The organism is Chloroherpetonaceae bacterium, assembly GCA_025056565.1.
In the GTDB taxonomy this organism is placed as follows: Bacteria; Bacteroidota; Chlorobiia; order Chlorobiales; family Thermochlorobacteraceae; genus Thermochlorobacter.
Window position 1 is genome coordinate 19,531 of sequence record JANWWA010000002.1, and the last position, 25,556, is coordinate 45,086.

The window sequence follows — 25,556 nt, forward strand, 5'->3', positions numbered from 1 at the left end:
TGAAAAAACAGGATTCACAATGTCCTTTGTGCTTATCACAGGGGCTTCAACCGGAATTGGTGAAGCCTTTGCTCGGCAGTATGCAGCTAAGGGGCGTCCGCTTGTGCTGGTTGCACGCTCTGCTGATAAACTGGCTGCCTTAGCCAATGAACTTTGCCGCACCTTTCAAGTTGAAGTAAAAATTTTCTCACAAGATTTATCACTCCCCGACGCACCACAGCATCTTTTTGACTACTGCCAAACGCAGCGCCTTGAGATTGCCCTGCTCATCAACAATGCAGGTGTGGGACTGAGCAACGATTTTGTGCATCAGCGCCTTAGTGAAATTGAATCTATGATGCAGCTCAATATGATGTCGCTGGTCAAACTTACCCACCTTTTCTTGCCTGCGATGCTGCATCGCAGATCAGGGGGCATCATCAATGTAGCATCAGTAGCGGCATTTCAAGGCACGCCAAATATGTGTGTCTATGCAGCCACGAAAGCCTTTGTGCTTTCCTTTTCCGAAGCGCTGGCGGAAGAACTCTCTGGCACGGGAGTACGTGTGATGGCACTCTGTCCGGGCGGCACAGCAACACACTTTTTCGAGCGTGCTGGTTACAAGCAAACGGGCTTTAAGCTACCAATTCAATCGCCAGAAGCAGTGGTGCGTACAGCTATCAAAGCCTTTGAGCAGGGCAAAACAGTGGTCGTGACAGGTTGGCTGAACAACTTGCTTGTATTTGCAGAGCGCTTCACGCCACGCTGGCTGAATACGAAATTGGCTGGAGCGTTTGTTGGCGAAATGTAACATTTGCTTGGAAGTCCCTGCAATTGATTGAGAGGTAATCCCTTCTCACAGTGTTCGTCAGGTCTCGCAGATGTGAGCTTTCAAGTGAAACTCAATCGAACCTCAGTGAATAAGCAGGTAGTCTGCCCTTTTCAGCTGCTGGCAGCGGCCGTAAATGCTTGATATTGCAAGCAGGCTTGGCTAACTTTGTAGTTCTTTCGCAACGACTGACGAGAACAAACTATGGCTGAGAAAAGCATCATACCGATTTTCCCGCTACCTGTGGTAGTCTGCCCTGAAGAGACCTTGCCGCTTCACATCTTTGAGGAACGATACAAAGCAATGATTGCTTACTGCCGCAGTGAAAACAAGCCATTTGGTGTCTCGTTAGCTTATAACAATAAGCTCTACCAAATAGGTTGCGCAGTTGAGTTAGAAGAGATTGTCCGAGAGTATCCAGACGGTCGCTTGGACATCATTACAGTTGGCGTAATGCGCTATCGAATGCTGGAGACCTACAAAGACAAGCCGTATATGCGCGCGGCGGTAGAATTTTTTGATGACGACGGCGAGCCAGTCGACACGGCGCTGCGTCAGCGTGTCATTACCTTGCACCTGAAGTTTATTGAGCTTCTGCAAGGCGAGACAACCGTCGAGGAGTACGATTTTAATGAGCGCGTCTCGTTTCGAGTAGCGCATTCCGCAGGATTTGATGTGTTGCAAAAGCAGCGCATTTTGGAAATGACGAATGAAAATCGCCGTCTGGAAATGCTGATTGAGCACTTTGAAAAAATTATTCCAGACATTGAGCGCACAGAAGAAATCAAACGGCGGGTGCGCTCAAATGGGCACTTCAAGAATCTCCGCTCGCTGGATTTTTAATCCGCTGTGCACGATGAGCCGTCCGTTGCCTGCCGACGCCTTTGCTGAATTTCGCACCCACTGCGAAACGGAAGCCATTGAGCTAGCAATGCTCGAAGACCTCTACGAGGGCGATATCACAACTGAAGCAATCGTGCCAAAGTCGCACCGCAGTCGTGCCATCATTTGCGCAAAATCTGCTGGAGTGATTGCAGGCGTGCGGGTGATGGAAAAGATTTTTTCAATGTCCAAGAACAAAATGAACGTGGTGGTGCGAAAGCAAGATGGGGAGCATGTGCAGGCAGGCGATGTAATTGCAGAAATCACAGGCAGCACAGAGACGCTGTTGCTTTGTGAGCGCACTGTGCTCAACTTTATGCAACGAATGTCAGGCATTGCAACTAAGACAGCTGAGTGGGTGGCGCTCATTGCTCACACTCCCGCCAAGCTCCTTGACACACGAAAGACTGCCCCAGGCTTGCGCTACTTTGACAAAGAGGCCGTCCGAATTGGGGGCGGACACAATCACCGCTTCGGACTCTATGATATGATGCTCATCAAGGATAACCATATTGATGCGGCAGGAGGCGTGGCAGAAGCGCTGCGACGCGCAAAAGAATACCGCAAGCAAAAACGCTTAGATGTCAAAATAGAAATAGAGGTGCGCTCTCACGCAGAGCTGCAAGAGGCCTTGCGGTTTGCGCCAGATATAGTTCTGCTTGACAATTTCTCAATTGAAGATTTGAAAAAAGCTGTAGCGTTTGCACGCGCAAAAAGCCCTACGACACTTTTAGAAGCCTCTGGCGGCGTGTCACAAAAGACGCTCTGTGCAATTGCGGAAACGGGTGTAGATTTTATCTCGGCGGGTGAGCTGACACATAGTGTGAGTGCAATGGATATTTCAATGAAAATCGTGCCGCTGTCCAATGTCGCAACTTGATAGGTCGAGGGTCTGGATTCAGTGCATCGTGGGCATACTGGTGCTTCTGACAGCGTGCGACCAAGGACTCACGCCAGCGTATCGAGAAGCAGAAAGCACAGGCCGAGGCACTTTTCGTGGCGTCATTACCTTCAAGAACTTTCCACCACCAGTGCCAGATAGCTTACGCCCTGATAGCTTGCGAGAACTTTTGCTGGTGGTCTATCGCACTGCACCAAGTCCAGAGACTTTCCTTGACCTGAACATTTTGGCGGATACGATGTTTCTGCGCCCGTTCTATGTGCCAGCACTGCGTTATGAACGCACTATCGCAGCAGGAGTCTATGAGTATGTGGCTGTGGCGCAACACTTTCGGGGGTTTGTGCTTAACCCAAACGACTGGCGACCCGTAGGCGTCTATGGCGGCAGCCCAGAGAACCCGCGTGGCAAGCCACTGATTGTGCGCCCCAATCAACTTACCGACAGCGTCAACATCGATGTGGATTTCTGGAGACCGCTACCTTTCCCACGCTAATGCCAGCCCTACTGCAACTGAGTGAGGGTGCCATTTTGAAACTTCATAATGTTCATCCTGAGATTAACATTGCCACCACCGAAGAAGATATCGTTACGATGACCGTGATAGAGCGGCGCGTTACGAATTGCATTGGCTAATAGCGAGGTTTCCACAATGCCTTTTTCCACAGTGGCGGCAATCAGGAAATCCATCGCATCGTAGCCAAACCAGAAAGGCAGGGTTGGTGCAGTGCCCCATCTATCCTTAAAGACATTGGCGACGCGCTGCGTTTCTGGGCGGTCGGGTGAAACATGGCTGTCAATAGCGTAGATGACACTGTCGCCAATTTGGCGATACTGGCTAAGCAGAACAGGGTCATGCCAATCGCCCGAGCCAATAATGCGCGTCTTGATGTTGTAGAACTTGAGCTGCTCGACGGCAATCGCAATTGCTTCAAAATTGGAAAGGGGCACATAGACCGCGTCAATGTAGGTCTCAGGAAATCCTTTCTTGGGGTCTGCTTTTAGCTTAAGTGGGGCAAGGGCTTGCGCAATGCCCTTCATTGAAGAAGGCAAAATACCGTAGAACTTAAGTTCTCCACCTGCAGCTTGAACGGCTTCGCGAAAACCTTCTGCCATCTGCTTGCCGTAGGTGCTATCTTGTGCAAGCACGCCGAATGTCTTAGCGCCTAAAGTCTGCATCAGGTATTCTGCAATAACTTTGCCGCGCACAGCATAAGTGGGGTTAAGCTGAAAGCTGGTCGGAATCCCACGCGTGATATTTTCGTCAGTGGCAGTGGGCGTGAGCATCGGAATCCCTTTGGCTGCACAGATTTGCGAGACCTTCACGGCTTGAGCACTGTAAGCAGGACCTAACATAACCTGCGCACCGCGCCGATCAATCAAATTCTCCAGCATCGCACGCAACGATAGCGAATCATCAGTATTGCAAGGCTCAATCAACAAGTCCAGATATGCAGTCGTGGCAAGCTGGTGGTAGGCAGAAACGGCTTGCAAAGCGCCAAAGAGCATGGCTTCACCAAAGCTGGGAAGGTCAGTGCCGTCGAAAACATCAAGTGTAAGAGGCAGAAGCACAGCAACTTTCAGGCGACGCGCGCCAGCTGTACGACGCAAAGTGAGTTGCTGACGCTGTGTCTCTATTAGGGTGCGATAGGCTGGTGAAAGCAAGGAAGCAAATCGGGCTTCAAAGTCAGCATAAAGGCGAACAAGGCTATCTGATGGCGATGCATTAGCGAGTGTGCGACAGGTTAGGGCATCTAAGAGTAAGGCTCGCAAGTATGGCGATTCTGCTGCCTGAAGCAGCAAAGTGATTTCAGATGGACTGAGAAACGCTGTTGCCAGCAGCGAGAGATGCATAGCGGCTTTGCGCCGAAGCGCACTTTCCACCGATGGCGACCAATTTGAACCTGCAAGGCGCAAGAAACCTTTCGCAGCACTGAAATAAGCTCCTTCATAAAAATCAATAACTGCTGCGTCGAAATCTGCTTCAAGGCGGGTGGGTTCACTGGTAAAGTTCACGCGCGCCTCTAAGAGGGCTTTTGCCTCTGCGCGTTGCCCGAGCTTGAAACGCGTCTTGGCTAACATAAGCTGCGATAGCTCACGTCCCGAAAGCGGCTCTTCAGCCGAGAGCGCAACATAGCGCACCAGTAGACTTTCTGCTATCGCATAATTCTCGCTGCGATACTGTGCAATCGCTGCATTTAGCAGTTGACTGGGGGTTTTGATAAGCTCCTGAGGCTTTTGCTTAGTCGCTTTAGCAGCGCTAATCGGCTTGCTGGCTGCTGGAGAAGATGTGGGCGTAGGATCTACGATCACTTTTCGTTTTCGTGGTTGCGCCTCCAACAAATGGGGCAAAACGCATACCAAACAGAAAAAAAATAAGGACGAAAGAATCGGTAACTTGGCTTTTTGCATAATGCCATGCGCAGGGCGCATTATTTTCAGATTGGCTAAGTAGGCTGCAAAGTTATGCTGCCTAAGCAATTCGCCAAAATGAAGGGCATAGGGCTACGAGAAACAAAGTCACCGACGCGACGGGCTGCAGGGCGTATCATCGCGCTTTAAGCAAGGCTTGGCACAAAGGGAGCACTGTAGACCTCACCCCCTAACTCCTTTTTGTGAAAAGAAGAGAACGGTCTAGCCGTGTCAGAATCAGGGGGTGAGGCAAGCACTCAATTTGCTCTAATGCAGAGTAGAGCTGCACTCAGCTTATCGCTGCAAGTTGCAATCGGTATTGACTCGGCGTGATGCCCATACATTTTTTGAAACACCGCGTAAAGTAGCTAACGCTGCTAAACCCAACCTGATAGCCAATATCTGCAACTCTGAGAGACGTGCGCAAAAGCAACTCCGCAGCGCGCCGCACACGCTCACGGTTGATGAAAGCAATAGGCGTTAGCCCAACTTCCTGCTTAAACTTGCGAAATAAGTTAGCGCGGCTCATACAGCCCACTTTGCAAAGTATCTTAATAGGCAAGGATTCGCAGAGATGTTTGCGAATATAGTTCAGCACCAAATTGATTTGCTTTGAGTGGATAGGAGGCAAGGGGCGGGAAGAAGGCAGAAAGACATCACCCCTGACGCAAGAACCTGTGCGCATACACCACAACTCCTTTCTACAAAACTTCAGTGAGGAAGAACTGAGAAGAAAGTAAAAAACACGCTAAAAAATTAAAACCCCATTTTGAGCACTCTGTTAAAAAAAGCTGGTGCTATGGGCTTTTGCAGAAGAGGCAGTGATTTGTTAATTCAATATAGACCATTCGGGCGCAGATGTAACTTAAGAGCTGCGCAAGCCAGCAACAAAAAACACATATTCAAAATGGTTCAAGGCTTTGCTATCCTTTTTCTTCTGCTGTTAGCGGGCGAAATCATTTCGCGAACGCTGGGATTGCCAATCCCAGGAAGTATCATCGGGCTACTGCTTTTGCTGCTAAGCCTTTCTGTGGGGGCGGTCAAGCTGGAGTGGATTAAGCCAGCCTCCGATGTGCTGCTGAGGAATTTATCGCTATTCTTCGTGCCGCCGGGCGTAGGTTTAATGCTCTATGCCGAACCGCTACGCCAATACGTGTGGGTCATCTTACTGGTGATTGTGCTCAGTATGCTGGCAGTAATGGCAGTTGTTGCACTGATGCAAGAGCGCTTAGAAAAAATGCTGTGAGTAGGGGAACGATGATGGAAGAGTGGCGAGTGGTTTTGTCATCACGGCTCTTTTTCGTGGCACTGACGCTGGTCGTATTTGTAGGGGCACAGTGGCTCTATGGGCGCACGCGTTTTTTGCTCTTCAATCCCGTGCTGCTCTCGATGGCGACATTGATTGCGCTGCTCAATGCATTTGGAATCAGCTATCAAGATTATATGAAAGGTGGTGAGCTGATTTCCTTTTTCTTAGCGCCAGCAGTGGTCGCCTTAGCAGTGCCACTCTATGAACGGCTCACGGACATCAGAGCACAGCGCTTAGCGATTCTTTCTTCGGTTACAGTAGGAAGTCTTGTAGGCATAATCACGGCAGCAGGGTTAGCGGCGCTACTGGGCATGGGGAAGACGCTGGTCATTACGATTGCACCAAAGTCAGCCACTGCACCGATTGCACTGGCAGTTGTAGAAAAACTGGGTGGGTTTGCGCCATTAGCGGCTGCATTTTCTGTTGTGACCGGTGTGTTGGGCGGCATTATTGGCGTGCCGTTTCTACGCCTACTGCGCATTCAGAGTCGGTATGCGATTGGGCTGGCTATTGGTGCAGCATCGCATGGCATTGGCACAGCGCGAGCGATGGAAGAGGGAGAAATCGAAGGCGCATTTGCAGGACTGGCACTCTCGCTATGCGGAATTCTAACTGCACTACTCACGCCACTTTTTGTTAAACTTTTCCTGGCTTAAAGCAATGAAGAAGCTACTAATTACCACAGACTTAGTTCGTCCTTCTGCACTACAGCGCTTAGAACAAGCTGGTTTTCTGATTGAACAGAACACAACTGGGCGACTGCTCACACATCAAGAGTTGCGGCAACGCGTGCAAGACGCTGATGCGGTGCTTTGCTCAATTGGAGATTCAATTGACCGTGCCATCATCGATGCCGCCTCGCGCGTGAAAATCTTTGCAAACTTTGGTGTGGGCTTCAATAACATTGATTGGCAGTATGCAAGGTCAAAAGGTATTTTCGTGACCAATACGCCTGATGTGCTCACCGATGCGACGGCGGACATAACAATGATGCTAATACTGGCAGTGGCACGTCGCTACCGCGAAGCTGAGCGCCTGATGCGCGACGGCAAGAGCTTTATCGGATGGGCGACGCTGCGAAACTTGGGCATAGACCTGCGTGGAAAAACACTGGGTATCGTGGGCTTCGGCCGAATCGGGCAAGCTGTAGCCCAACGCGCTAAAGGCTTCGGAATGAAAATACTCTTTACCAAACGCACCCCCCTGACAACCGACTTAGGTCAGCAAGTAAGTTTCGAGACGCTGTTGCAAGAAAGTGATGTGGTCTCCATCCACACCCCGCTGACTGAGAGCACGCGTCATCTTTTCGGTAGACGAGAATTCGAAAAGATGAAGCCCAACGCCATACTCATCAATACAGCTCGCGGAGCCATCATCAACGAAGCCGATTTGGTGGCAGCACTGCGCGCAGGACGATTTTTCGGTGTCGGACTCGATGTCTATGAGTTTGAGCCAACTGTAACAGCTGAACTCTTCGAGTTTGAGCGCGTGGTGATGATGCCACACATTGGGGCGGCAACGGTCGAGACGCGAGAAGCAATGTCAAGACTCTGTGCCGATAACTTGATAGCCGCCTTTGCTGGGCAAACACCACCAAATCTAGTCTGGCAAACCGATTAGCAAAAACTGCGCAGCACCGTAGCAACGCAATGAACCCAGTTGAACTGATTCGCAAAAAGCGCGATGGGCAAGTGCTGTCTGACTCTGAAGTCGAGCAATTTTTTCTTGCCTACTTGAAAGGCAAACTGCCAGATTACCAGATGTCGGCGATGCTGATGGCAATTTACTTTCAAGGCTTATCTGAATGCGAAATGCTGCGGCTTTGCGATGTGATGATTCATAGCGGCAAAGTAGCCGATCTGTCAGGAATTCCCGTGCCCAAGATTGACAAGCACTCAACTGGGGGCGTCGGAGATAAAACCTCGTTGATACTGGCTCCAATCGTCGCATCATTGGGCGTGGCGGTACCGATGATTTCAGGGCGCGGCTTAGGACACACGGGTGGCACTTTAGACAAACTCGAGTCGATTCCGCACTTCAATGTCGCGCTCTCACTTTCGCAATATCGCCGCATGCTCAAGCAACATCACTGCGCACTAATAGGTCAGACGGCCGCACTGGCGCCGTTAGATAAATTGCTCTACGCTTTGCGTGATGTAACGGCAACAGTTGAATCGATTCCGCTCATTGCAACCAGCATTATGTCCAAAAAAATCGCATCAGGCTTAGATGGGCTGGTGCTGGATGTGAAAACAGGAAAAGGAGCGTTTATGCCGAACCCAGATGCGGCGCGTGCGCTTGCGCAGATGCTGGTAAGGATCGGCGAGCATTACGGAAAGCGCGTCTCGGCATTTCTCACTGATATGAATGAACCGCTGGGCTACGCGGTTGGCAATTGGCTGGAGGTGAAAGAGTGCCTGGAGTGTTTGCAGGGGCGCAAAATTGATGACCTCTTGGAAGTAACGCTCACCTTATCGGGTGAGATGTTGCGTCTGGGCGGAAAATGCGAGTCGCTACAAGAGGGAATTGAGCTAAGCCAGCAACAGTTGCAGAACGGAAAAGCCTTTGAGAAATTTCTTGCAATTGCAAAGGCGCAAGGCGCAGATGTCTCGTGCCTGAAAGCCCCACATACTTACCCTAAGCCCAAGTATCGCGCTGAAATAGCAGCCTCACAGAGTGGCTGGATTGCTGAGATTGATGCGCTAGAAGTAGGCTTTTCCGCCACGCTCTTAGGTGCAAATCGAATGAAAAAAGACGACCGCATTGACCCCAAAGCAGGAATTGTATTTCGGAAAAAAGTGGGCGACACCGTGCAAGCAGGCGACTGCATTGCAGAAATTTTTACGGACCGCAAAGCTGCACTGCCGCCCGTTACAGCGCGCTTGCAAGCAGCTATCAAGTTCTCGGAGCAGCCTGTTCAGCGTCCAAGAAAGGTGTTGGGTAGAGTCTCAGTGCCGTAAGCATAATCGCTCTGGCTGTAACTACGCATCAAAGCGGCTTGGCGTAGGTTGTGGCGTGTGCCTGCAGCCAAGCCTTAAAGGTGGAAAAGTCGTTAGGAAGGCGCACAGCTTGCTTAGGTTTATTAAGTGCAGCGTTCAAGCGGGCAGGCACTTCAATCTTTACAGAGAGAAGCGGCTCAACAATGTCAGCAAACTTGGCGGGATGTGCAGTGGCAAGAAAAATCCGATTCATCGGCATGGGTTGTTGCTCAGCATAAGCGCATAGACCTAAGTAACCAATTGCACCGTGTGGCTCGGAAAGATAGCCGTAACGCTGGTAAAGCTGCTGAATTGCTCGCGCGGTTTCTTCGTCAGAGAAGCTAATGCCGAAGAGGTCTTGACGCATAGCGTCCAGTGTGGGATACAGCTCCGTCATTCGGGCAAAGTTGCTCGGGTTGCCTACATCCATCGCATTTGAAAGCGTGCGCTGCGACGGACGTGGCTCAAAGCGCCCTGTGCGCAGATAAGTTGGCACGACATCATTTTGATTGGTTGCAGCAATGAACATTTGAACAGGCAACCCCATTCGCTTGGCAAAAAGTCCCGCAGTGAGGTTACCGAAGTTGCCACTGGGCACTGCAATTGCCGTAGGCAAGTCAGGACGGCGCAGTTGCGCTACGGCGCGAAAGTAATAGACCATCTGCGGCAGAAGGCGTGCAATGTTGATAGAGTTTGCGGACGACAAAAGAAACTGTGTCCGAAGGTCGCTATCCAGAAAAGCCATTTTCACAAGTCGTTGGCAGTCGTCAAATGTGCCAAGGAGTTCTACAGCGACAACATTGCCGCCAATAGTGGTAAGTTGCTGTTCTTGAATTGTGCTGACCTTTCCACTCGGGTAGAGCAGCACCACATACGTGTTTGGCATACCGAGAAAAGCGTGCCCGACTGCGCTCCCCGTGTCGCCCGAAGTAGCCACCAGCACCAGAAGTGGACGCTTTTCTTTGCGAAGGAAGTAGCGCAGCCACTCTGCAAGCATACGGGCGCCAAAGTCTTTAAAAGCAAGCGTCGGTCCATGGAAAAGCTCGAGCGCATACAGGTTTTCTGCCAGTTCCACCAGCGGCGCATCAAAGTTGAAAGTACGCTCAAGCATGGAAGAAAGCTCATCGGGAGGGATAGCTCCGCCCACAAAAGGCTGCAACACTTCAAATGCGATGTCATGGATTGAGAGCGATGGCAAGCGCCGAAAAAATTCTGCAGGTAGCACGGGGATATGCTCAGGCATAAAAAGCCCGCTGTCTGCCGCTAATCCTTGCAATACTGCTTCTTGCAAAGAAACTGAAGGCACTTTGCGATTAGAGCTATAAAGCCGCATACTGTGAATAAGGCAAGACGTATGCCCCCTCCTGATTGATTTTGGAAATGTAGCGGTCGCTGGAAATGCCTTGCTCTGCGAAGGCATCTTGCATCGCTTGCGCAACGGTCTCAGCAATGTGGGCATCGCACACCAATGCGAACACAGAAGGTCCTGAGCCCGAAATGCTGCAGCCGAGCGCACCGGCCCGAAGCGCAGCGGCTTTGACGTCCGAGAAGCCCGGTATGAGAATGGCACGCACTGGTTCAACAATCACATCACTAAGTGAGCGACCAATCAGCGCATAGTCAGATTTCATGAGCCCTGCAACCAATCCAGCAATGTTGCCCCACTGCACAATTGCATCTTTAAGCAAAAGCGTTTTCTTCAAAATGTCGCGAGCGTCTTGCGTTTTAACTTCAATATGTGGATGCACCACGACCGCATAAAGTCGTTCTGGCGTGTTCAGCTCTACGACATCAAGCGGGGCGTAGCTGCGAATTAGCACAAAGCCACCCAGCAGCGACGGGGCAGCATTATCGGCATGCGCTGCGCCACAAGCCACGCGCTCACCTTCCATCGCAAAGGGCAAAAGGTCAATTTTTTTAAGCGGAGAGCCTAAAAGTGCATTGGCCGCGACAACGGCGGCAACTGCACTCGCTGCACTGGAGCCTAAACCACTACCTAAAGGCATTCGCTTATGAAGCTCAAGGTCAATGCCTTGACGAATGCTCAAGTGTTCGAGTAACTTAATAACAGCCACGCCCGCTGTATTCAGCGAGGCTTCGCGCGGCAATTTGCTACTGTTGCCTGTAAGCTGCGTAATGCGCACCGTGCCGACTTGGTTGAAGCGAGCAACCACAATGTCGCCGGGCTGATGCAGAGCAAAGCCAAGAATATCAAACCCTGCCCCCACATTAGCGACGGTTGCAGGCGCAAACGCTGCGATGGCATCCTCGTGCATAGCGGCACTTTTACGATAGATAGTTTGAAATCCAGACAATATTCGCAAAGACCCCTGCGGCAGTAACCTCTGCACCGGCCCCAGGACCTTTGACCACAAGCGGACGGTCGTAGTAGCGCTCCGTCGTGTATGAAATGATATTGTCGCTACCAGAGAGCGTGTAGAAAGGATGTGAGCTGTCGACTTCTTGCAAGCGCACCGATGCACGGCCGTTTTCCAAGCAAGCAACAAAACAAAGCTTTTTGTGCTGCGCGGCAGCGTGCTGTTTGCGTGCTTCGAAAATCGGGTTGGCGCGCTCCAGCTCCTTGAAGAAATCCTCAACCGAAGGAGCGTCTAAGCAGGCTTGTGGAAGGAAGTTTTCAACCTCAACGTGATGTAGCTCCAGCGGCCAGCCAATTTCTCTTGCCAAAATAAGAGCTTTGCGCGCTACATCCATACCGCTCAGGTCTTCACGTGGGTCTGGCTCAGTGTAGCCTTTTTCTTTGGCTTCCCGCACCACCTCGCTGAACAGCCGTGAGCCTGTAAAGTTGTTGAAAATGTAACTAAGTGAGCCAGAAAGCACGGCTTCAATTTTCAAAATTTTATCCCCACTGTTGAGTAAATCTTGCAAAGTGTTGATAACAGGCAAGCCTGCGCCAACATTGGTTTCATAGAGAAACTTAACATCATTTTTGATGGCAAGGAGCTTAAGGGTGCGATACGATTCAAATGGTCCAGAATTTGCACGCTTATTTGGCGTAACAATTGAAATACTGGAAGAGAGAATCTCGGCGTAGTGTTCAATCACTTCATCGCTAGCAGTGCAATCAATAAAAATGCTGTTAGGGAGATTCAGCTCTTTCATTTTAGCAACAAACTTTTTAAGGTTTGTTGGCTCGCCCTGTGTGCGCAGCGTCTCTTGCCAGCAATTCAGATTAATACCACGCTCGTTGAAAACCATCTGTGAGCGCCGTGCAAGGGCAATCACGCGAATTTCAAGCGATTTTTCCTTGCGTAGCGTCTCACGATGGGCATTGATTTGCCGCAGCAGTGTGCCGCCAATTAGCCCTGTGCCGACTAAGAACACATTGAGCGTTTTTTTCTCTGACAGGAAAAAGGCTTCGTGCAGGGCATTAAGCGCCTTGGATTCATCGCGCTTATCAATCACAACAGAAATGTTTAGCTCCGAAGAGCCTTGTGCAATTGCAACGATATTGATGCCATTTTTGCCTAATGTTTGAAAGAACCAGCCAGCAATCCCTGTGCGGCGCCGCATATTTTCCCCAACTGCGGCAATGATAGAAAGGTCGGTTTCTACTTCAACATCGTGCAGCTTGCCAGCCGCAATCTCAAGCGCAAACTCTTTCTGAATCGCCGCTTTGGCTGCCTTTGCATCTTTTGGTGCAACTGCTACACAGATTGAATGCTCCGAAGAGGCTTGTGAGATGAAAATGACATTTACTTTGGCATCAGCCAGTGCGCCGAAAAGCCGCTTGGCAGAGCCTAATGCGCGCACAAGTCCTGTGCCTTCTACGCGCAAGAGTGCCACATCATCAAGTGAAGAAATGCCGCAGACAGGGAAAGGACGGTTGGGCAACTCTGAGCAAATTAGCGTGCCCTCAAACGCAGGATTAAAAGTATTAAGAATGCGAATCGGAATACCAGCGCTCATTGCAGGTTGAATGGTGGGAGCATAAAGCACCTTTGCACCAGAGTTGGACATCTCCAAGGCTTCGTTGTAAGTCATTTGCGGAATTGGAAACGCATCGGGCACTTTGCGGGGGTCAGCAGTCATAAAGCCATTAACATCTGTCCAGATTTGAATTTCCGTTGCGCCGAGAGCCGCAGCGAAAAGCGCGGCCGTGTAGTCTGAGCCGCCACGCCCTAAAGTCGTGGTCTGACCTTGCGGCGTCGAGCCAATGAAGCCTGTAATGACTTGCAGCGCGGGACGCAGCCCAAAGTAAGAGCGAATGTTTTGGTAAGTGGTCTCGGCATCTACGCGCGCTGCGCCAAAATTGTCGTCAGTCTTGACAACCAAGCGCGCATCTAAGTATTCTGCATCGACACCTTGCTCTTTGAAGGCTTCGGTAACAATGTAAGCTGAGAGTCGCTCACCGAAGCTCAAAATAAAGTCCATTGTGCGCGGCGTGTATTCCTTGATAAGGAACACGCCATTGAGCACTTCTTCCAGCTCATTGAGCATTTTTTTGACACCAGCCAGAATACTGCTCTGACGCTGCACATGGATAAGGGCTTTCACAGCATCAAGATGACGGCTCTCGAGCTGTTGCAGCTTTGTGCGGTATTGCTCATCGCCTTCTGCCGCAAGATGCGTCAGCGAGAGAAGCTCATCGGTAACCCCGCTGAAAGCAGAAACAACGACCGCAATTTTGCTGTGCTTGCGTGCTTCCAGCGAGAGCTGAATAACTTGTTCAATGCTCTGTGGTGTGCCGACGGAGGTACCACCAAATTTGAGAACCTTCATGGCTTTTCTCGAAATAAGAAAGCAAAAATACGAAAAGTCGTTCTCACACCCCTGCAAAAGGGTTGCACTACTCGGAAGTTGAAACCACTAACAGCGTGTCGGGAAGGTGATGCGGATGGCACAGAAGACGAAACCGCCCTCTTCAGCTTAGAGAGGGCGGTTGATCAAGGAACTTACTCAAATCGCAAGCGTAGCTTAGTCAAGGACTTCCACTTCCAAGCGACTGGCATTTTTGCGGTCGTGATAAACACGATGCGTAGCCTTGATAAAATCCTTCTCGTCAGCTTTGTAGATGTTGGGCACAAACTTCTGTGGGTTGCGGTCAAAGAGCGGAAACGCCGTGCTTTGCACTTGAATCATAATGCGATGCCCCTTCTTGAATGTGTGCAACACATCTTGCAAGCGAAAGGTAATTTCCGTGATTTGGTTAGGCTTCATCGGCTCAGGCTTTTCAAAGCTCTTTCGGAAACGAGCACGCATAACTTCACTGCGCACCATTTGTTCGTAGCCTGAAAGCAGCACACGCTTATTGGGCAAATAAGGGTGATTTTGCGCAGTGTCAGGATAGACGTCAATCAACTTAATGAAAAAATCGGCATCTGTGCCAGTGGTACTGACGAAAAGTCGTGCAGTTATCTCGCCACCTAAGGTTACATCTTCCTCTAACACATCGGTTTGAAACACCAGAACATCAGGTCTTGCTGAGGCAAAACGCTGGTCTTCCGACATATAGAGGAAGGGCGTAAAGCCAAACATTTCAGCTTCCACCTCGCTAGAAGGCACAGGCTTCATTGGATCGCTGACATACTCCGAGAAAGCATTGGCTTCACTAGGCGGTGAAAACGAAAGCCGACCGTTTCGGTGCAGATAAAGTGCCTTTTTCTGCGCAGTGGGCACAGGCCACTTGTCAAACTTTCGATAGATTTTTTTGCCTGTGTCGAACAAATAGGCTTCTGGCAAGTCTACTTTGCCGTCCCCAGCTTCTTTGAGGAAGTGCCGGAAAAATTTGGCTTCAATTTCTCGCTGATAGAATGTGGCAAGGCTATCGCCGAAGTAAATGTCGCCGTGCAAGGTATGTCCTGTCTCTCTTGCCCAGCGCCCATGCCCAAACGGTCCCATTGTGAGAATGTTAAACGTGTTTGGGTTATGCTTCTCAATCGTCTTGTAGACGGCAAGCGGGCCGTAGAGGTCTTCAGCATCAAACCAGCCTCCTACTGTGAGCACAGCTGGTCGAACGTCTTTCAAATGCTGAATGATGTTGCGCTTCTGCCAGAATTCATCGTAGTTAGGGTGCTCAACCGTTTCCTTCCAGAAAAAGTTGTCGGGGTAATACTTGTCGCCATTTTTGAGCGAGCCAAGACTAAGGTAGAACTTATAGCCATCACGAGTAGAAGGCTCTGCAATCATCTGACTAGCCCACCAATCTTCGGTGGTTGGGCCGGGCGTTTGAATACCGAAGATTGGGTAGGTGATGAAGTATTGCAGCGTAAAGGCACCATTGTGATGAAAGTCATCGAAGAAAAAATCCGTTACAGGCGCTTGTGGTGAGACAGCTTTGAGCGCAGGGTGATTGCAAAGAGCGCTGGCAATGGCATAGAAGCCTGGGTATGAAATTCCCCATAATCCTACACGTCCATTGTGATAAGGGATATTCTTCAAGAGCCATTCAATGGTGTCAAACGCATCGCTGGATTCGTCGACATCTTTCTCCGACTTCTTGTTCGGAATATGCGGCGTAACATTCGTCCATTTGCCTTCTGACATATACCGTCCGCGCACATCTTGATAGACGAAGATGTATTTCTCACGCATCATAATCGGAGACGGACCGATTTCTTGCGGATAGTTATCCTTGCCGTAGGGTGCAATGCTGTAGCAGGTGCGCTGCATTAGAATCGGATAAGTGTTCGTGGGTGAAGCATCTTTGGGCGTATAGACGATGGTGTAGAGCTTTACTCCATCACGCATTGGAATTTGGTATTCAGCCTTTTGATAGTTTGCTCTAACAAAGTTGGTGTCGGGTTGTGCCCATAACAATTGGGCAAGTGCTAAAAGAAAGAACTGGAAAGCAAAGAAAGGCAGAGCAAGGTTTCTATGCATAGCGTTAGTGGTTTTGTTGATTGTGGATAGTGAGCGGAAATATATCACGAGTGCTGCAAAACTTTTTCCAGTGCATCAGTGTAAAGCACATGCTCAACAGCTTGCACACGTGCAGCCAGTGTTTCGGGCGTGTCGTCGGGGAAGACAGGCACACGGCGCTGCAAGATGATTTCACCAGTGTCATAATCAGCCTCTACGAAGTGCACTGTTGCACCGCTCTCACGCTCACCCGATGCCAATACGGCTCGATGAACATTTAACCCATACATTCCCTCGCCGCCGAACTTGGGCAAAAGCGCTGGGTGAATGTTGAGAATTCGTTTGGGGTATGCCTCGACCACTGCTCGTGGCACTTTCTTCATATAGCCTGCCAGCAAGATGTAATCTACAGCTCGCGCTCGAAGCTCGTGAAGCATCGCTGCAACATACTCAGATTCCACAGGGTGCGTTTTAGCGGAAAGATGCACTGCATCAATGCCGACTTCACGTGCAAACGCCATCGCACCGCACTGTGAGTTGTTCGAGAGACACATCACAATCTCACAGGGCAAATGTCTCTCCTGAATGTTTCGGTAAAGCGCCTTGAAGTTTGAGCCAGTGCCAGAGCAAAAAACAGCCAGCCGCACAATGTCTGATTTTTTGAAGAGGTTCATTGCTTAAATTATGCAAGCCTTGCGCAGCAGAACCGAAACGGTTGCGCAGAAAAAAACAATCTTTTTACAAAAAATGCCAAATCCCAAAATCCAGCGCGCACTCATTTCCGTCTCAGATAAAACAGGCATTGTGGACTTTGCCAAAGGACTGGCAGCCTTTAGAGTAGAGATTTTCTCAACGGGCGGCACGCTCCAAACCCTTTTGGACGCTGGCATTAAAGCCAAGCCAATTACTGAACTGACTGGCTTTCCTGAAATTTTAGATGGCAGAGTCAAGACCTTGCATCCGATGATTCACGGTGGGCTGCTGGCACTGCGCGACAATGCAGCACACGAAAAGGAAGTAAAGAAACACAAAATTAAGCATATCGACTTGGTAGTCGTCAATCTCTACCCATTTGAGCAAACCGTCGCAAAGCCAAAGGTAAAACTAAAAGAAGCCATTGAAAACATTGACATCGGCGGCCCCGCTATGCTACGCAGTGCAGCCAAGAACTACAAGTTTGTAACGGTCATCACAGACCCAGGAGATTACAACTGCGTGCTCGAGGAGATGAAAAGACGCAAAGGCGCAACGAGTGAAAAAACTCGCTTTGAGTTGGCAAAGAAAGTGTTTGCACTAACTGCACGATACGACCAAGCCATCGCTACATATCTCGCCAATCTGGAAGACGGAAAAGCAGCGCAGAACGGCAAACAGGCAGAAGAAAGCTACTTGCTGGTGCTGACTAAGGAAATCGAGATGCGCTATGGCGAAAACCCACATCAACGTGCTGCCTTCTACAAGCTGCGTTCCAGCGAAGGAGAAGTAGGCTTTGGTAACTACTTTGAAAAACTGCACGGCAAAGAGCTGTCCTACAACAACATTTTGGACATTTCCGCAGCCGCTTCACTTATCAATGAGTTTGAAAATGAGCCGCCAACCGTGGCAATAATCAAGCACACAAATCCGTGTGGTGTAGCGCAGGCTGCTACACTCGAGCAAGCCTACCGCAAAGCATTTGCGACCGATACGCAAGCGCCGTTTGGGGGCATTGTAGCGGTCAATCATCCATTGGATATGAAAACCGCAGAAGCCATCAATGAAATTTTTACTGAAATCATCATTGCACCAGACTACGATGAAGGTGTCTTGGACTTTTTGATGAAGAAAAAAGACCGTCGCCTGATTCGGCAAAAAAAGACGGTGCGGCGTCCAGGCTGGGAATTGCGTGGTACAGCAATGGGAGTCTTGGTGCAAGAGCGTGATGTGAAAACAGTGCTGCGTGACGAGCTGCGCGTCGTAACCAAACGCCAACCTACAGAGCAAGAACTAAGCGATATGCTCTTTGCATGGATTGTGGCTAAGCATGTAAAATCAAATGCGATTGTCTATGCCAAGAATGCCCAAACACTGGGCATTGGAGCAGGGCAGATGTCGCGCGTGGATGCCGCTCGCATCGCTCGGTGGAAGGCAGAGACAGCGGGTCTCGACCTAAGCGGGTCAGCCGTGGCAAGTGATGCTTTTTTCCCCTTCGCCGATGGACTAATTGTCGCAGCAGAAGCAGGGGCGACCGCGGTAATCCAGCCTGGAGGGTCAGTGCGCGATGAAGAGGTCATCGCTGCAGCCGATGAACGTAACATTGCAATGGTCTTTACAGGTATGCGGCATTTTAGGCACTGAAGAGGGGTTGCTGCTATATCCAAGTGATGCACATAGAGACCTTTTTCAGATAGTTTAGCGCAAGGGCACACTCCTTACTTTCTCCAAAGGAAGATTGAGCTTTTCTGCAATGACTTCGTCGCTAAGACCCATTTCGCGCAAAATAGGCACAGCCTCTAACTTACCTTCTTCCCTTCCCTGTGCTAGCCCCTGCGCACGCCCTTCTTCCCGCCCTTCGGCTAAAATCTCTTGGAAAGCTTGTGTGTCTCGCAAAATCTCTTCGGTAATACCCAGCATTTCTAGAATCTCCTTTCTGCTCTTTTTAGCAAATTTAGCAAAGAGAATTTGCTGCACGATGTTAAGGCTGTCGGGTGAGCGCGCAGCAAGAGCTCTGGCTACCGCTGGAGCAGTCGAGTCTGGCTCAATGACCAGCGAAAAAATCCCAGCGGTGTATCCAGTTGCTCCACACTCGGCAATTGATCGAGATAAATGCGCCGAATCAGGTCTGGCTCAAGGCGTGCGATGACTGCCTGATGCGCGCCCAGATCTTTTTGCTCGGCTGCTTGATTAGGGTAAATCACTACGCCTTGCCAGCGCCTGACCTTATACTGATGTAAATACAGAAAGATTTCACTGAAAAACCGCCCATAGAAGCTCTCATCTAACTGGAACTGGGCTTCTACAAAGTATGTCGTCTCGTTTGCATCAATGGGCTCAAAGATGGCATCAATGCGGAACGCCTTTTCCTTGAGCTCGACGGCTCGCACCGTGTAGCGATTGGCTTTGTCAGGTGGTTGCCCGATTAGCAGGAAGAAGCCTTGCGGTGCGACCTGAAAGAGAAAGTAGATGAGCTTATCGGTCTTCATCTCAAAGACGCGTGCCCTCTTTTGCTGAAAGAGAGCACGCCTGCGAAGTCACACTATGCAGTTACCTTAATTTTCGACAGCGCATAATCAAAATCCTCAATGATGTCGTCAATGTGCTCAATACCGACAGAGACGCGCAAAAGTTCAGGGGTTACACCTGCTGAGCGCTGCTCTTCGGGCGAAAGTTGCTGGTGCGTGGTAGCCGTTGGGTGAATGATAAGCGTCTTAGCATCCCCAACATTAGCTAAGTGGCTAGCCAATTTCACGTTGTTAATCACAGTCTGTGCTGCTTCAAACCCGCCTTTGACACCAAATGACAGCACTCCACCAAACCCGTTGCGTAGATATTTCTTTGCGTTCTGGTGGTAGGGGTGTGATTCCAAACCTGGATAACTGACCCACTCAACGGCTTCGTGTTGTTCAAGCCACTTTGCGAGTGCCAGTGCATTGGCGCAGTGCCTGTCCATACGCAGCGAGAGCGTCTCTAAGCCTTGCAGAAAGAGAAATGCATTAAAGGGTGAAAGTGCAGGACCTAAGTCGCGTAGGCCTTCAACACGGGCGCGGATAATAAAAGCAATGTTCGGAAATCCATTCGGGTTGCCTTTGCCAAATACCTCGTTGAACCTAAGACCATGGTATCCGGGACTGGGTTCAGTGAAAACTGGAAAGTTGCCGTTGCCCCAGTCAAAGTTACCTGAGTCGACAATCACACCGCCGATACTGGTACCATGACCACCAATCCATTTCGTTGCAGATTGGACTACAATATCTGCGCCCCACTCAATCGGACGGCAAAGATAACCAGCTGCCCCGAAAGTGTTGTCGACGATAAGAGGAATACCAGCCTCGTGCGCAATTTTGGCAATCGCCTCAATGTCAGGCACATTAAACTTGGGATTGCCAATCGTCTCAATGTAGAGGGCTTTGGTTTTGGAGTCAATCAGTTTTTTGAAATCGCTAGGGTCATCGCCCTCGACAAACTTTACTTGAATACCAAGGCGTGGTAAGGAGACTTTGAATTGATTGTATGTGCCGCCGTAAAGATAGCTGGTTGAGACGATATTCTCGCCCGCTTGTGCGATAGTGGAAATAGCAAGCAGTTGAGCAGCCTGCCCGCTTGCGGTGGCTAATGCGGCAACCCCACCCTCGAGAGCCGCAACCCGCTTCTCGAAGACATCGTTGGTGGGATTCATAATGCGCGTGTAAATGTTGCCAAACTCTTTCAGCGCAAAAAGGTTCGCCCCATGCTCCGAGCTGTTGAACACATATGAGGTAGTCTGGTAGATTGGCACAGCGCGACTGTTGGTAGCGGGGTCAGGCGACTGACCCGCATGCACCTGCAAGGTCTCAAAGCGATATTGGCGCGGTTTTCCGTTTCCAGCTGACATAGTAGTAGTGGTTTAATTGTTAGAATGTTGTGTGTTAGAAAAAATTACAGGCGAGGAAACAAGCGCACTTTTGCACAGGAAAGAGGAGCTGCAGCAAGAGAAAAACAAAAGCCTCTTTCCGACGGGCGCAGAAAGAGGCTTATAGCTCTCGGCATTTCAATAGCGTCTTTCTGTCATCTCCCCCATCGTATAGATAGGCGCGAATTAGCACCTTTTCAGCCGCTTGGAAGCTGAACGGTTGCTAAGGCTTCACAGGGCGCGTCCCTCTGCCTTTCGTGATGACAATAGAACAAGTTTTCAAATTATACGCTTCTTGGCAAGATTTTCCAAATCATCCTCTAAAAGTTAAAAAGCCTGCCGCAAGCAGGCTTTTTGTGCAAAAGGGGCACTGAGCAATTACTTCTCCTCGACAGTCTCGTCTGTCTCTTTGTCAGCCGTTTCTTTTGTGGTATCGACGAAAACGAGACTGTCTGTCTTTTTGCTGTATTTGATTTTAATCGTGCTACCTTCGGTGAATTTACCTTTCAGGATTTCCTCCGCCATTGGGTCTTCAACATACTTCTGGAGCGCACGGCGCAAAGGACGAGCGCCAAATTGCTGGTCGTAGCCTTTATTGACAAGGAAGTCCTTAGCAGACTTGGTGAACTCAATCGTGATGCCCATATCGCGCACGCGCTTGAAGAGCTTGTCCGCAGCAATATCAATGATGCGATAGATATGCTCTTTTTCGAGCTGGCGGAACACAATCACATCATCAATGCGGTTGAGGAACTCGGGATTGAAGACCTTTTTTAGAGCGTCTTCAATCGTGGATTTCATGTTCTCGTATTTGCTTTTTTCGCTTGGCTGCGTAAAGCCCATTCCCATACCCATATTCTTGATGTCACGTGCGCCAATGTTGGAAGTCATGATGATAATTGTGTTGCGAAAATCAACACGCCGCCCCAATCCATCGGTCAGAATACCATCGTCCAAGACTTGAAGAAGAATGTTGAATACATCGGGGTGTGCCTTTTCGATTTCATCTAAAAGCACCACTGAGTATGGCTTGCGGCGCACTTTCTCTGTAAGCTGACCGCCTTCTTCGTAGCCCACATAACCGGGCGGTGCACCCACCAAGCGAGAAACGGAGAACTTCTCCATATACTCTGACATATCAATACGCACCAGTGCTTCTTCACTGTCGAAGAGGTAGCGTGTGAGGGCTTTGGCAAGCTCTGTCTTGCCTACGCCAGTTGGGCCTAAGAAAATAAACGACCCAATCGGGCGGTTGGGGTCTTTAAGCCCTGCACGGGTGCGCTGAATAGCTTTGGAGATTTTCTCAATCGCTTCATCTTGTCCGATAACCTCTGCTTTGAGAGCTTCGGGCATCTTGAGCAGTTTTTCGGTCTCGGACTGTGCCACCTTCATAACTGGGATGCCAGTCATCATGGCGACGACGGCGGCGACATTCTCTTCTGTGACATCAAAGATTTTCTCAGCAGTAGACTTTTCCCATTCGTTCTTGGCGCGCTCGAGAGCTTCAATGAGGCGCTTTTCTTGGTCGCGCAATCGTGCCGCTTCCTCGAAGTTTTGCGACTTGACCACCTGATTTTTCAGGGCTTTGATGTCTTCAATTTTCTGTTCGAGGTCAAGAATCTCTTTGGGCACATGGATATTAGAGAGGTGCACGCGTGCACCAGCCTCATCCATTACATCGATGGCTTTGTCAGGCAGGTGCCTATCGGTAATGTATCGGTCAGAAAGGCGCACTGCAGCTTCAATTGCTTCTCGGCTGTATCGGACGTTGTGATGCGCTTCGTATTTCTCCTTGATGTTCATCAGGATTGAAATGGTGTCCTCAACCGAGGTAGGCTCTACCATAATTTTTTGGAAGCGGCGGTCGAGAGCACCGTCTTTTTCAATGTATTGACGGTATTCATCCAAGGTAGTCGCGCCAATGCATTGCAGGTCGCCACGTGCTAAGGCAGGTTTGAAGATGTTAGAAGCGTCAAGTGAGCCAGATGCGCCGCCAGCACCGACGATGGTGTGAAGTTCATCAATAAAGAGAATCACGTCTTTCGACTTTTCCAGCTCATTCATTACGGCTTTCATTCGTTCCTCGAACTGACCGCGATACTTTGTGCCTGCAACCAGCGCAGCAAGGTCAAGCGCCACAACGCGCTTATCGTAAAGCACACGGCTGACTTTGCGTTGCACGATGCGCAAAGCTAACCCTTCGGCAATAGCAGTTTTGCCAACGCCGGGCTCACCGATAAGCACGGGGTTGTTCTTTTTGCGCCGTGACAGCACCTGGGCGACACGCTCGATTTCCTTTTCGCGCCCAATAATCGGGTCGAGCTTATCTTCTAAGGCAAGCTTCGTAAGATCACGCCCGAAATTGTCCAGAACGGGTGTCTTTGACTTTTCCATCTTTCGTGATTCATATTGTTGTTGATATTGACCGCTACCGCCAGATGACCCGCCAGCAACAGCGGCTGTAACTGCACCGCCAGTTTTGCCACTCATAATATTCTCTAACTCTTCACGCACGGTCGCATAGCTAATGCCAAATTGCGCCAGAATTTGTGCCGCCAAATTCTCCTCATCTTTAAGCAGCGAAAGCAGCAAATGCTCCGTTCCGATAATGTCAGACTTACAGATTTTGGCCTCGAGATAGGTAATTTTCAAAACCTTCTCCGCTTGCTTCGTAAGTGGCACATTGCCTAGCGTAAGCGTGCCACCTGTCGAGCGCACCGTGTCCTCGACTGCGCGCTTGAGCTTATAGAGGTCACAACCTAAGTTCTTGAGAATGCGTACAGCGATGCCTTCACCCTCACGAATAATCCCTAGCAAAAGATGCTCGGTGCCGATGTAGTCATGGCCGAGTCGTAAGGCTTCTTCGCGACTATATCGGATAACATCTTGAACCCTATTGGAGAAATTCCCTTCCATAGATTGTTGTCAGTTTAATCGTCATAATATTCTCGTTTAGCAATTTGCTTCCCGCAATCTGCTGCAACTGCTGACGCGCTTGCAAAGCGCTCGACATAGAGCGATGCACTTCCCTTAAAGAAACGCAACGGAGCATAAAAGAGTAAAACAGTAACCAATTCAGCTCTCAACGTTAAGTCAGTTCTCTTTTTCTCCCTGAGCAAGTGGTCAGAAAGTGCACTTTTGACACCCTAAGCAGCCCAAGAGCTAATAGCTTGAACCGCAAACGCTCAGGGCTCAATCGCTGCGACGCTCTCTGTCGCTGCACGTGCAGCGCTACTTTCACGTAGAGATAATAAACACAATCGACTCGATTTGCAAAGGGTAACGGCGTTTTTCTCACGCCGTGTTACCAAACATAACAGGGAATCGTTTTAATTCCGAATCCTGTTTGCGTATATTCCTAGCGCGCAAGCATTGCGCTGCAAGAGATGCTCTCTAAACTCCAACTCAAGACAGCTATATGGACGAAAGGGACTTCTTCGATAGTGACTCGGAACACCTGCCTCTACAAGACCGTGAAGAATTTGTAAAGCGCTTCCAGAGCCTGATTGACCGAGATTTGTTACAGACAGTTCACGACCCTGATGAGTTAGAAGAAGCTGCAAACATTCTGATTGAAGAAGGAGACTACCATCGTGCCTTGCGTGTAGCATCATATCTGGTGGACATTGCACCCTACAACGGTGATGCATGGTTTCGGAAAGGAATTGCGCTGGCGAATCTGTCAGACTATGCAGGTGCAGTTGAAGCCTTCGAGAGAGCCGCAGCCCTTAATCCGTCAGACCTCGATACACTGATGCACCTAGGCATCTCTCTTGATAACCTTGGCAAACCTGAAGCGGCTCTGGAGGTCTATGAACGGGCGGCATTGCTGTCGCCAATAGACGATGAGATTCATTTCTGCCGTGCTATCTCTTTGGAACGTTTAGAGCGTTACGCAGAAGCTGAAGCAGAGTTGGAAACCTGCCTCGAGCTCAATCCCGAACATCCAGAGGCATGGTATGAACTGGGATACTGCAAAGATATGCTTGGCAAACTGGAAGAAAGTCTTTTCTGCTACGACAAGCATATTGACTTAGATCCATACAATAGCAATGCATGGTATAATCGCGGAATTGTGCTAAGTAAACTTGAACGCTATCAGGAGTCGGTGCAGAGCTACGATATGGCAATAGCAATCCGAAGCGATTTTGCTTCAGCGTGGTATAATCGTGGCAATGTGCTGGCAGCAATGGGTAATTTGCACGAAGCGATTGATAGCTACAAGCAAACACTGCGCATTGAGCCCGACGATGTGGCAACGCTCTTCAACATCGCAACCGCATATGATGAGTTAGGCAACTATCGTGAGGCAATCCTATATCTCAAAAAGTGCGTAGACATCTCGCCTGACTATGCTGATGCATGGTATGGCTTGGCTTGTGCATATGATATGCTCAATGAGTTGCACCGTGCTAGCGAATGCATCAACCGTGCAATTGCATTAGACAGCACCTCAGCTGATTACTGGTATGCCCGCGCCGAAATTGAATATGGGCTTGACCGCATTGAAGATGCACTACACGCATACCGACAATCGCTGCAATTAGACGATACCAATGTGCAGGTTTGGTATGATTATGCGTCCACTCTGATGGAAATAGAGCGGCACGAAGAAGCGATTACAGCGTTGAAGAAAGTCATTGAACTGGAGCCATCGCTGGCAGATGTGCATTTTGAGTTAGCCTGTGCTTACAAAGCCTTAGGCGATACGGAAAATACCGTGCGAGCCTTGCACCGCGCCTTTACGCTCGACAGTCGCACACGTGATTGGTTCAAGAAGTTCTTTCCCGACCTTTACAAGCATCGCGCGATTCGAGAGGCTTTGGGCTTCAAATGATGCATAGAAACGGTGAGTAACCGTC

21 protein-coding genes and 1 riboswitch are annotated in these 25,556 nt (G+C 49.8%); of the genes, 10 read left to right on the plus strand and 11 right to left on the minus strand.

The genetic code is table 11. The features are described from left to right. The first annotated feature begins 19 nt into the window (after positions 1 to 19). The 4 genes from NZM05_02325 to NZM05_02340 all read left to right on the plus strand — a co-directional run bounded on the left by NZM05_02325 (position 20) and on the right by NZM05_02340 (position 3,084). A complete protein-coding gene (locus NZM05_02325) occupies positions 20 to 790 on the plus strand; it encodes an SDR family oxidoreductase (GenBank protein MCS7012456.1) in 771 nt (256 codons plus the stop codon). 222 nt (positions 791 to 1,012) lie between these two features. Further along, a complete protein-coding gene (locus NZM05_02330; GenBank protein MCS7012457.1) occupies positions 1,013 to 1,651 on the plus strand; it encodes an LON peptidase substrate-binding domain-containing protein in 639 nt (212 codons plus the stop codon). Next, entirely contained in the window at positions 1,614 to 2,570 is a 957-nt protein-coding gene (nadC, locus tag NZM05_02335; GenBank protein MCS7012458.1) for a carboxylating nicotinate-nucleotide diphosphorylase, read from the plus strand. The genes NZM05_02330 and nadC overlap by 38 nt, the downstream gene beginning before the upstream one ends. Then, positions 2,557 to 3,084 carry a hypothetical protein gene (locus NZM05_02340; GenBank protein ID MCS7012459.1) on the plus strand — a complete coding sequence of 176 codons (528 nt, stop codon included), beginning with the start codon at positions 2,557 to 2,559 and terminating at the stop codon, positions 3,082 to 3,084. The genes nadC and NZM05_02340 overlap by 14 nt, the downstream gene beginning before the upstream one ends. An 8-nt stretch (positions 3,085 to 3,092) precedes the next feature. Here the strand turns inward: NZM05_02340 and NZM05_02345 are convergent, their stop codons facing one another. Together NZM05_02345 and NZM05_02350 are read right to left on the minus strand one after the other, a co-directional pair. Further along, positions 3,093 to 4,901: an ABC transporter substrate-binding protein gene (locus NZM05_02345; GenBank protein MCS7012460.1), complete on the minus strand. Its 1,809-nt coding sequence runs from the start codon at positions 4,899 to 4,901 to the stop codon at positions 3,093 to 3,095. A gap of 388 nt (positions 4,902 to 5,289) precedes the next feature. Beyond that, the gene (locus NZM05_02350; protein MCS7012461.1) at positions 5,290 to 5,685 is read right to left on the minus strand and encodes an AraC family transcriptional regulator; all 396 of its coding nucleotides are present in this window, start codon (positions 5,683 to 5,685) and stop codon (positions 5,290 to 5,292) included. 222 nt (positions 5,686 to 5,907) lie between these two features. Here NZM05_02350 and NZM05_02355 point away from each other — a divergent pair, with 222 nt between their 5' ends. The 4 genes from NZM05_02355 to NZM05_02370 are packed head-to-tail and all read left to right on the plus strand — an operon-like array spanning position 5,908 to position 9,269. Further along, positions 5,908 to 6,246, plus strand: a complete 339-nt coding sequence (locus NZM05_02355) for a CidA/LrgA family protein (protein ID MCS7012462.1) — start codon at positions 5,908 to 5,910, stop codon at positions 6,244 to 6,246. 11 nt (positions 6,247 to 6,257) lie between these two features. Next, entirely contained in the window at positions 6,258 to 6,965 is a 708-nt protein-coding gene (locus NZM05_02360; protein MCS7012463.1) for an LrgB family protein, read from the plus strand. Between the two features lie 4 nt (positions 6,966 to 6,969). Further along, the gene (locus tag NZM05_02365; GenBank protein MCS7012464.1) at positions 6,970 to 7,929 is read left to right on the plus strand and encodes a D-glycerate dehydrogenase; all 960 of its coding nucleotides are present in this window, start codon (positions 6,970 to 6,972) and stop codon (positions 7,927 to 7,929) included. Positions 7,930 to 7,958: 29 nt separating this feature from the next. Then, a complete protein-coding gene (locus NZM05_02370) occupies positions 7,959 to 9,269 on the plus strand; it encodes a thymidine phosphorylase (protein MCS7012465.1) in 1,311 nt (436 codons plus the stop codon). A gap of 28 nt (positions 9,270 to 9,297) precedes the next feature. Here the strand turns inward: NZM05_02370 and thrC are convergent, their stop codons facing one another. From thrC to purN, 5 genes are all read right to left on the minus strand, one after another. After that, entirely contained in the window at positions 9,298 to 10,620 is a 1,323-nt protein-coding gene (gene thrC, locus NZM05_02375; GenBank protein ID MCS7012466.1) for a threonine synthase, read from the minus strand. After that, positions 10,607 to 11,563: a homoserine kinase gene (locus tag NZM05_02380; protein ID MCS7012467.1), complete on the minus strand. Its 957-nt coding sequence runs from the start codon at positions 11,561 to 11,563 to the stop codon at positions 10,607 to 10,609. The genes thrC and NZM05_02380 overlap by 14 nt, the downstream gene beginning before the upstream one ends. Positions 11,564 to 11,573: 10 nt before the next feature. Beyond that, on the minus strand, positions 11,574 to 14,027 hold the full coding sequence (gene thrA, locus NZM05_02385) for a bifunctional aspartate kinase/homoserine dehydrogenase I (GenBank protein ID MCS7012468.1): 2,454 nt from the start codon (positions 14,025 to 14,027) through the stop codon (positions 11,574 to 11,576). Between the two features lie 195 nt (positions 14,028 to 14,222). After that, on the minus strand, positions 14,223 to 16,127 hold the full coding sequence (locus NZM05_02390; protein ID MCS7012469.1) for a CocE/NonD family hydrolase: 1,905 nt from the start codon (positions 16,125 to 16,127) through the stop codon (positions 14,223 to 14,225). Between the two features lie 44 nt (positions 16,128 to 16,171). After that, complete coding sequence (gene purN / locus NZM05_02395; GenBank protein MCS7012470.1) at positions 16,172 to 16,780, minus strand: phosphoribosylglycinamide formyltransferase; 609 nt, start codon at positions 16,778 to 16,780, stop codon at positions 16,172 to 16,174. 73 nt (positions 16,781 to 16,853) lie between these two features. Between purN and purH the strand changes: the two genes are divergently transcribed. Further along, entirely contained in the window at positions 16,854 to 18,443 is a 1,590-nt protein-coding gene (gene purH / locus NZM05_02400) for a bifunctional phosphoribosylaminoimidazolecarboxamide formyltransferase/IMP cyclohydrolase (GenBank protein ID MCS7012471.1), read from the plus strand. A gap of 54 nt (positions 18,444 to 18,497) precedes the next feature. Here the strand turns inward: purH and NZM05_02405 are convergent, their stop codons facing one another. From NZM05_02405 to NZM05_02420, 4 genes are all read right to left on the minus strand, one after another. After that, positions 18,498 to 18,719: a hypothetical protein gene (locus NZM05_02405; protein MCS7012472.1), complete on the minus strand. Its 222-nt coding sequence runs from the start codon at positions 18,717 to 18,719 to the stop codon at positions 18,498 to 18,500. Between the two features lie 98 nt (positions 18,720 to 18,817). Further along, entirely contained in the window at positions 18,818 to 19,288 is a 471-nt protein-coding gene (locus tag NZM05_02410; protein MCS7012473.1) for an Rpn family recombination-promoting nuclease/putative transposase, read from the minus strand. A 53-nt stretch (positions 19,289 to 19,341) separates the two neighbouring features. Beyond that, positions 19,342 to 20,676 (minus strand): O-acetylhomoserine aminocarboxypropyltransferase/cysteine synthase, encoded by a 1,335-nt coding sequence (locus tag NZM05_02415; GenBank protein ID MCS7012474.1) that lies wholly within the window; start codon positions 20,674 to 20,676, stop codon positions 19,342 to 19,344. Positions 20,677 to 20,846: 170 nt separating this feature from the next. Continuing rightward, a riboswitch (SAM riboswitch) is annotated at positions 20,847 to 20,961 on the minus strand. A 111-nt stretch (positions 20,962 to 21,072) separates the two neighbouring features. Beyond that, positions 21,073 to 23,610 carry an ATP-dependent Clp protease ATP-binding subunit gene (locus tag NZM05_02420; GenBank protein ID MCS7012475.1) on the minus strand — a complete coding sequence of 846 codons (2,538 nt, stop codon included), beginning with the start codon at positions 23,608 to 23,610 and terminating at the stop codon, positions 21,073 to 21,075. Between the two features lie 502 nt (positions 23,611 to 24,112). On the opposite strand from NZM05_02420, the gene NZM05_02425 reads away from it, so the two are divergent. Then, entirely contained in the window at positions 24,113 to 25,531 is a 1,419-nt protein-coding gene (locus tag NZM05_02425) for a tetratricopeptide repeat protein (protein MCS7012476.1), read from the plus strand. The last annotated feature ends 25 nt before the right edge of the window (positions 25,532 to 25,556 follow it).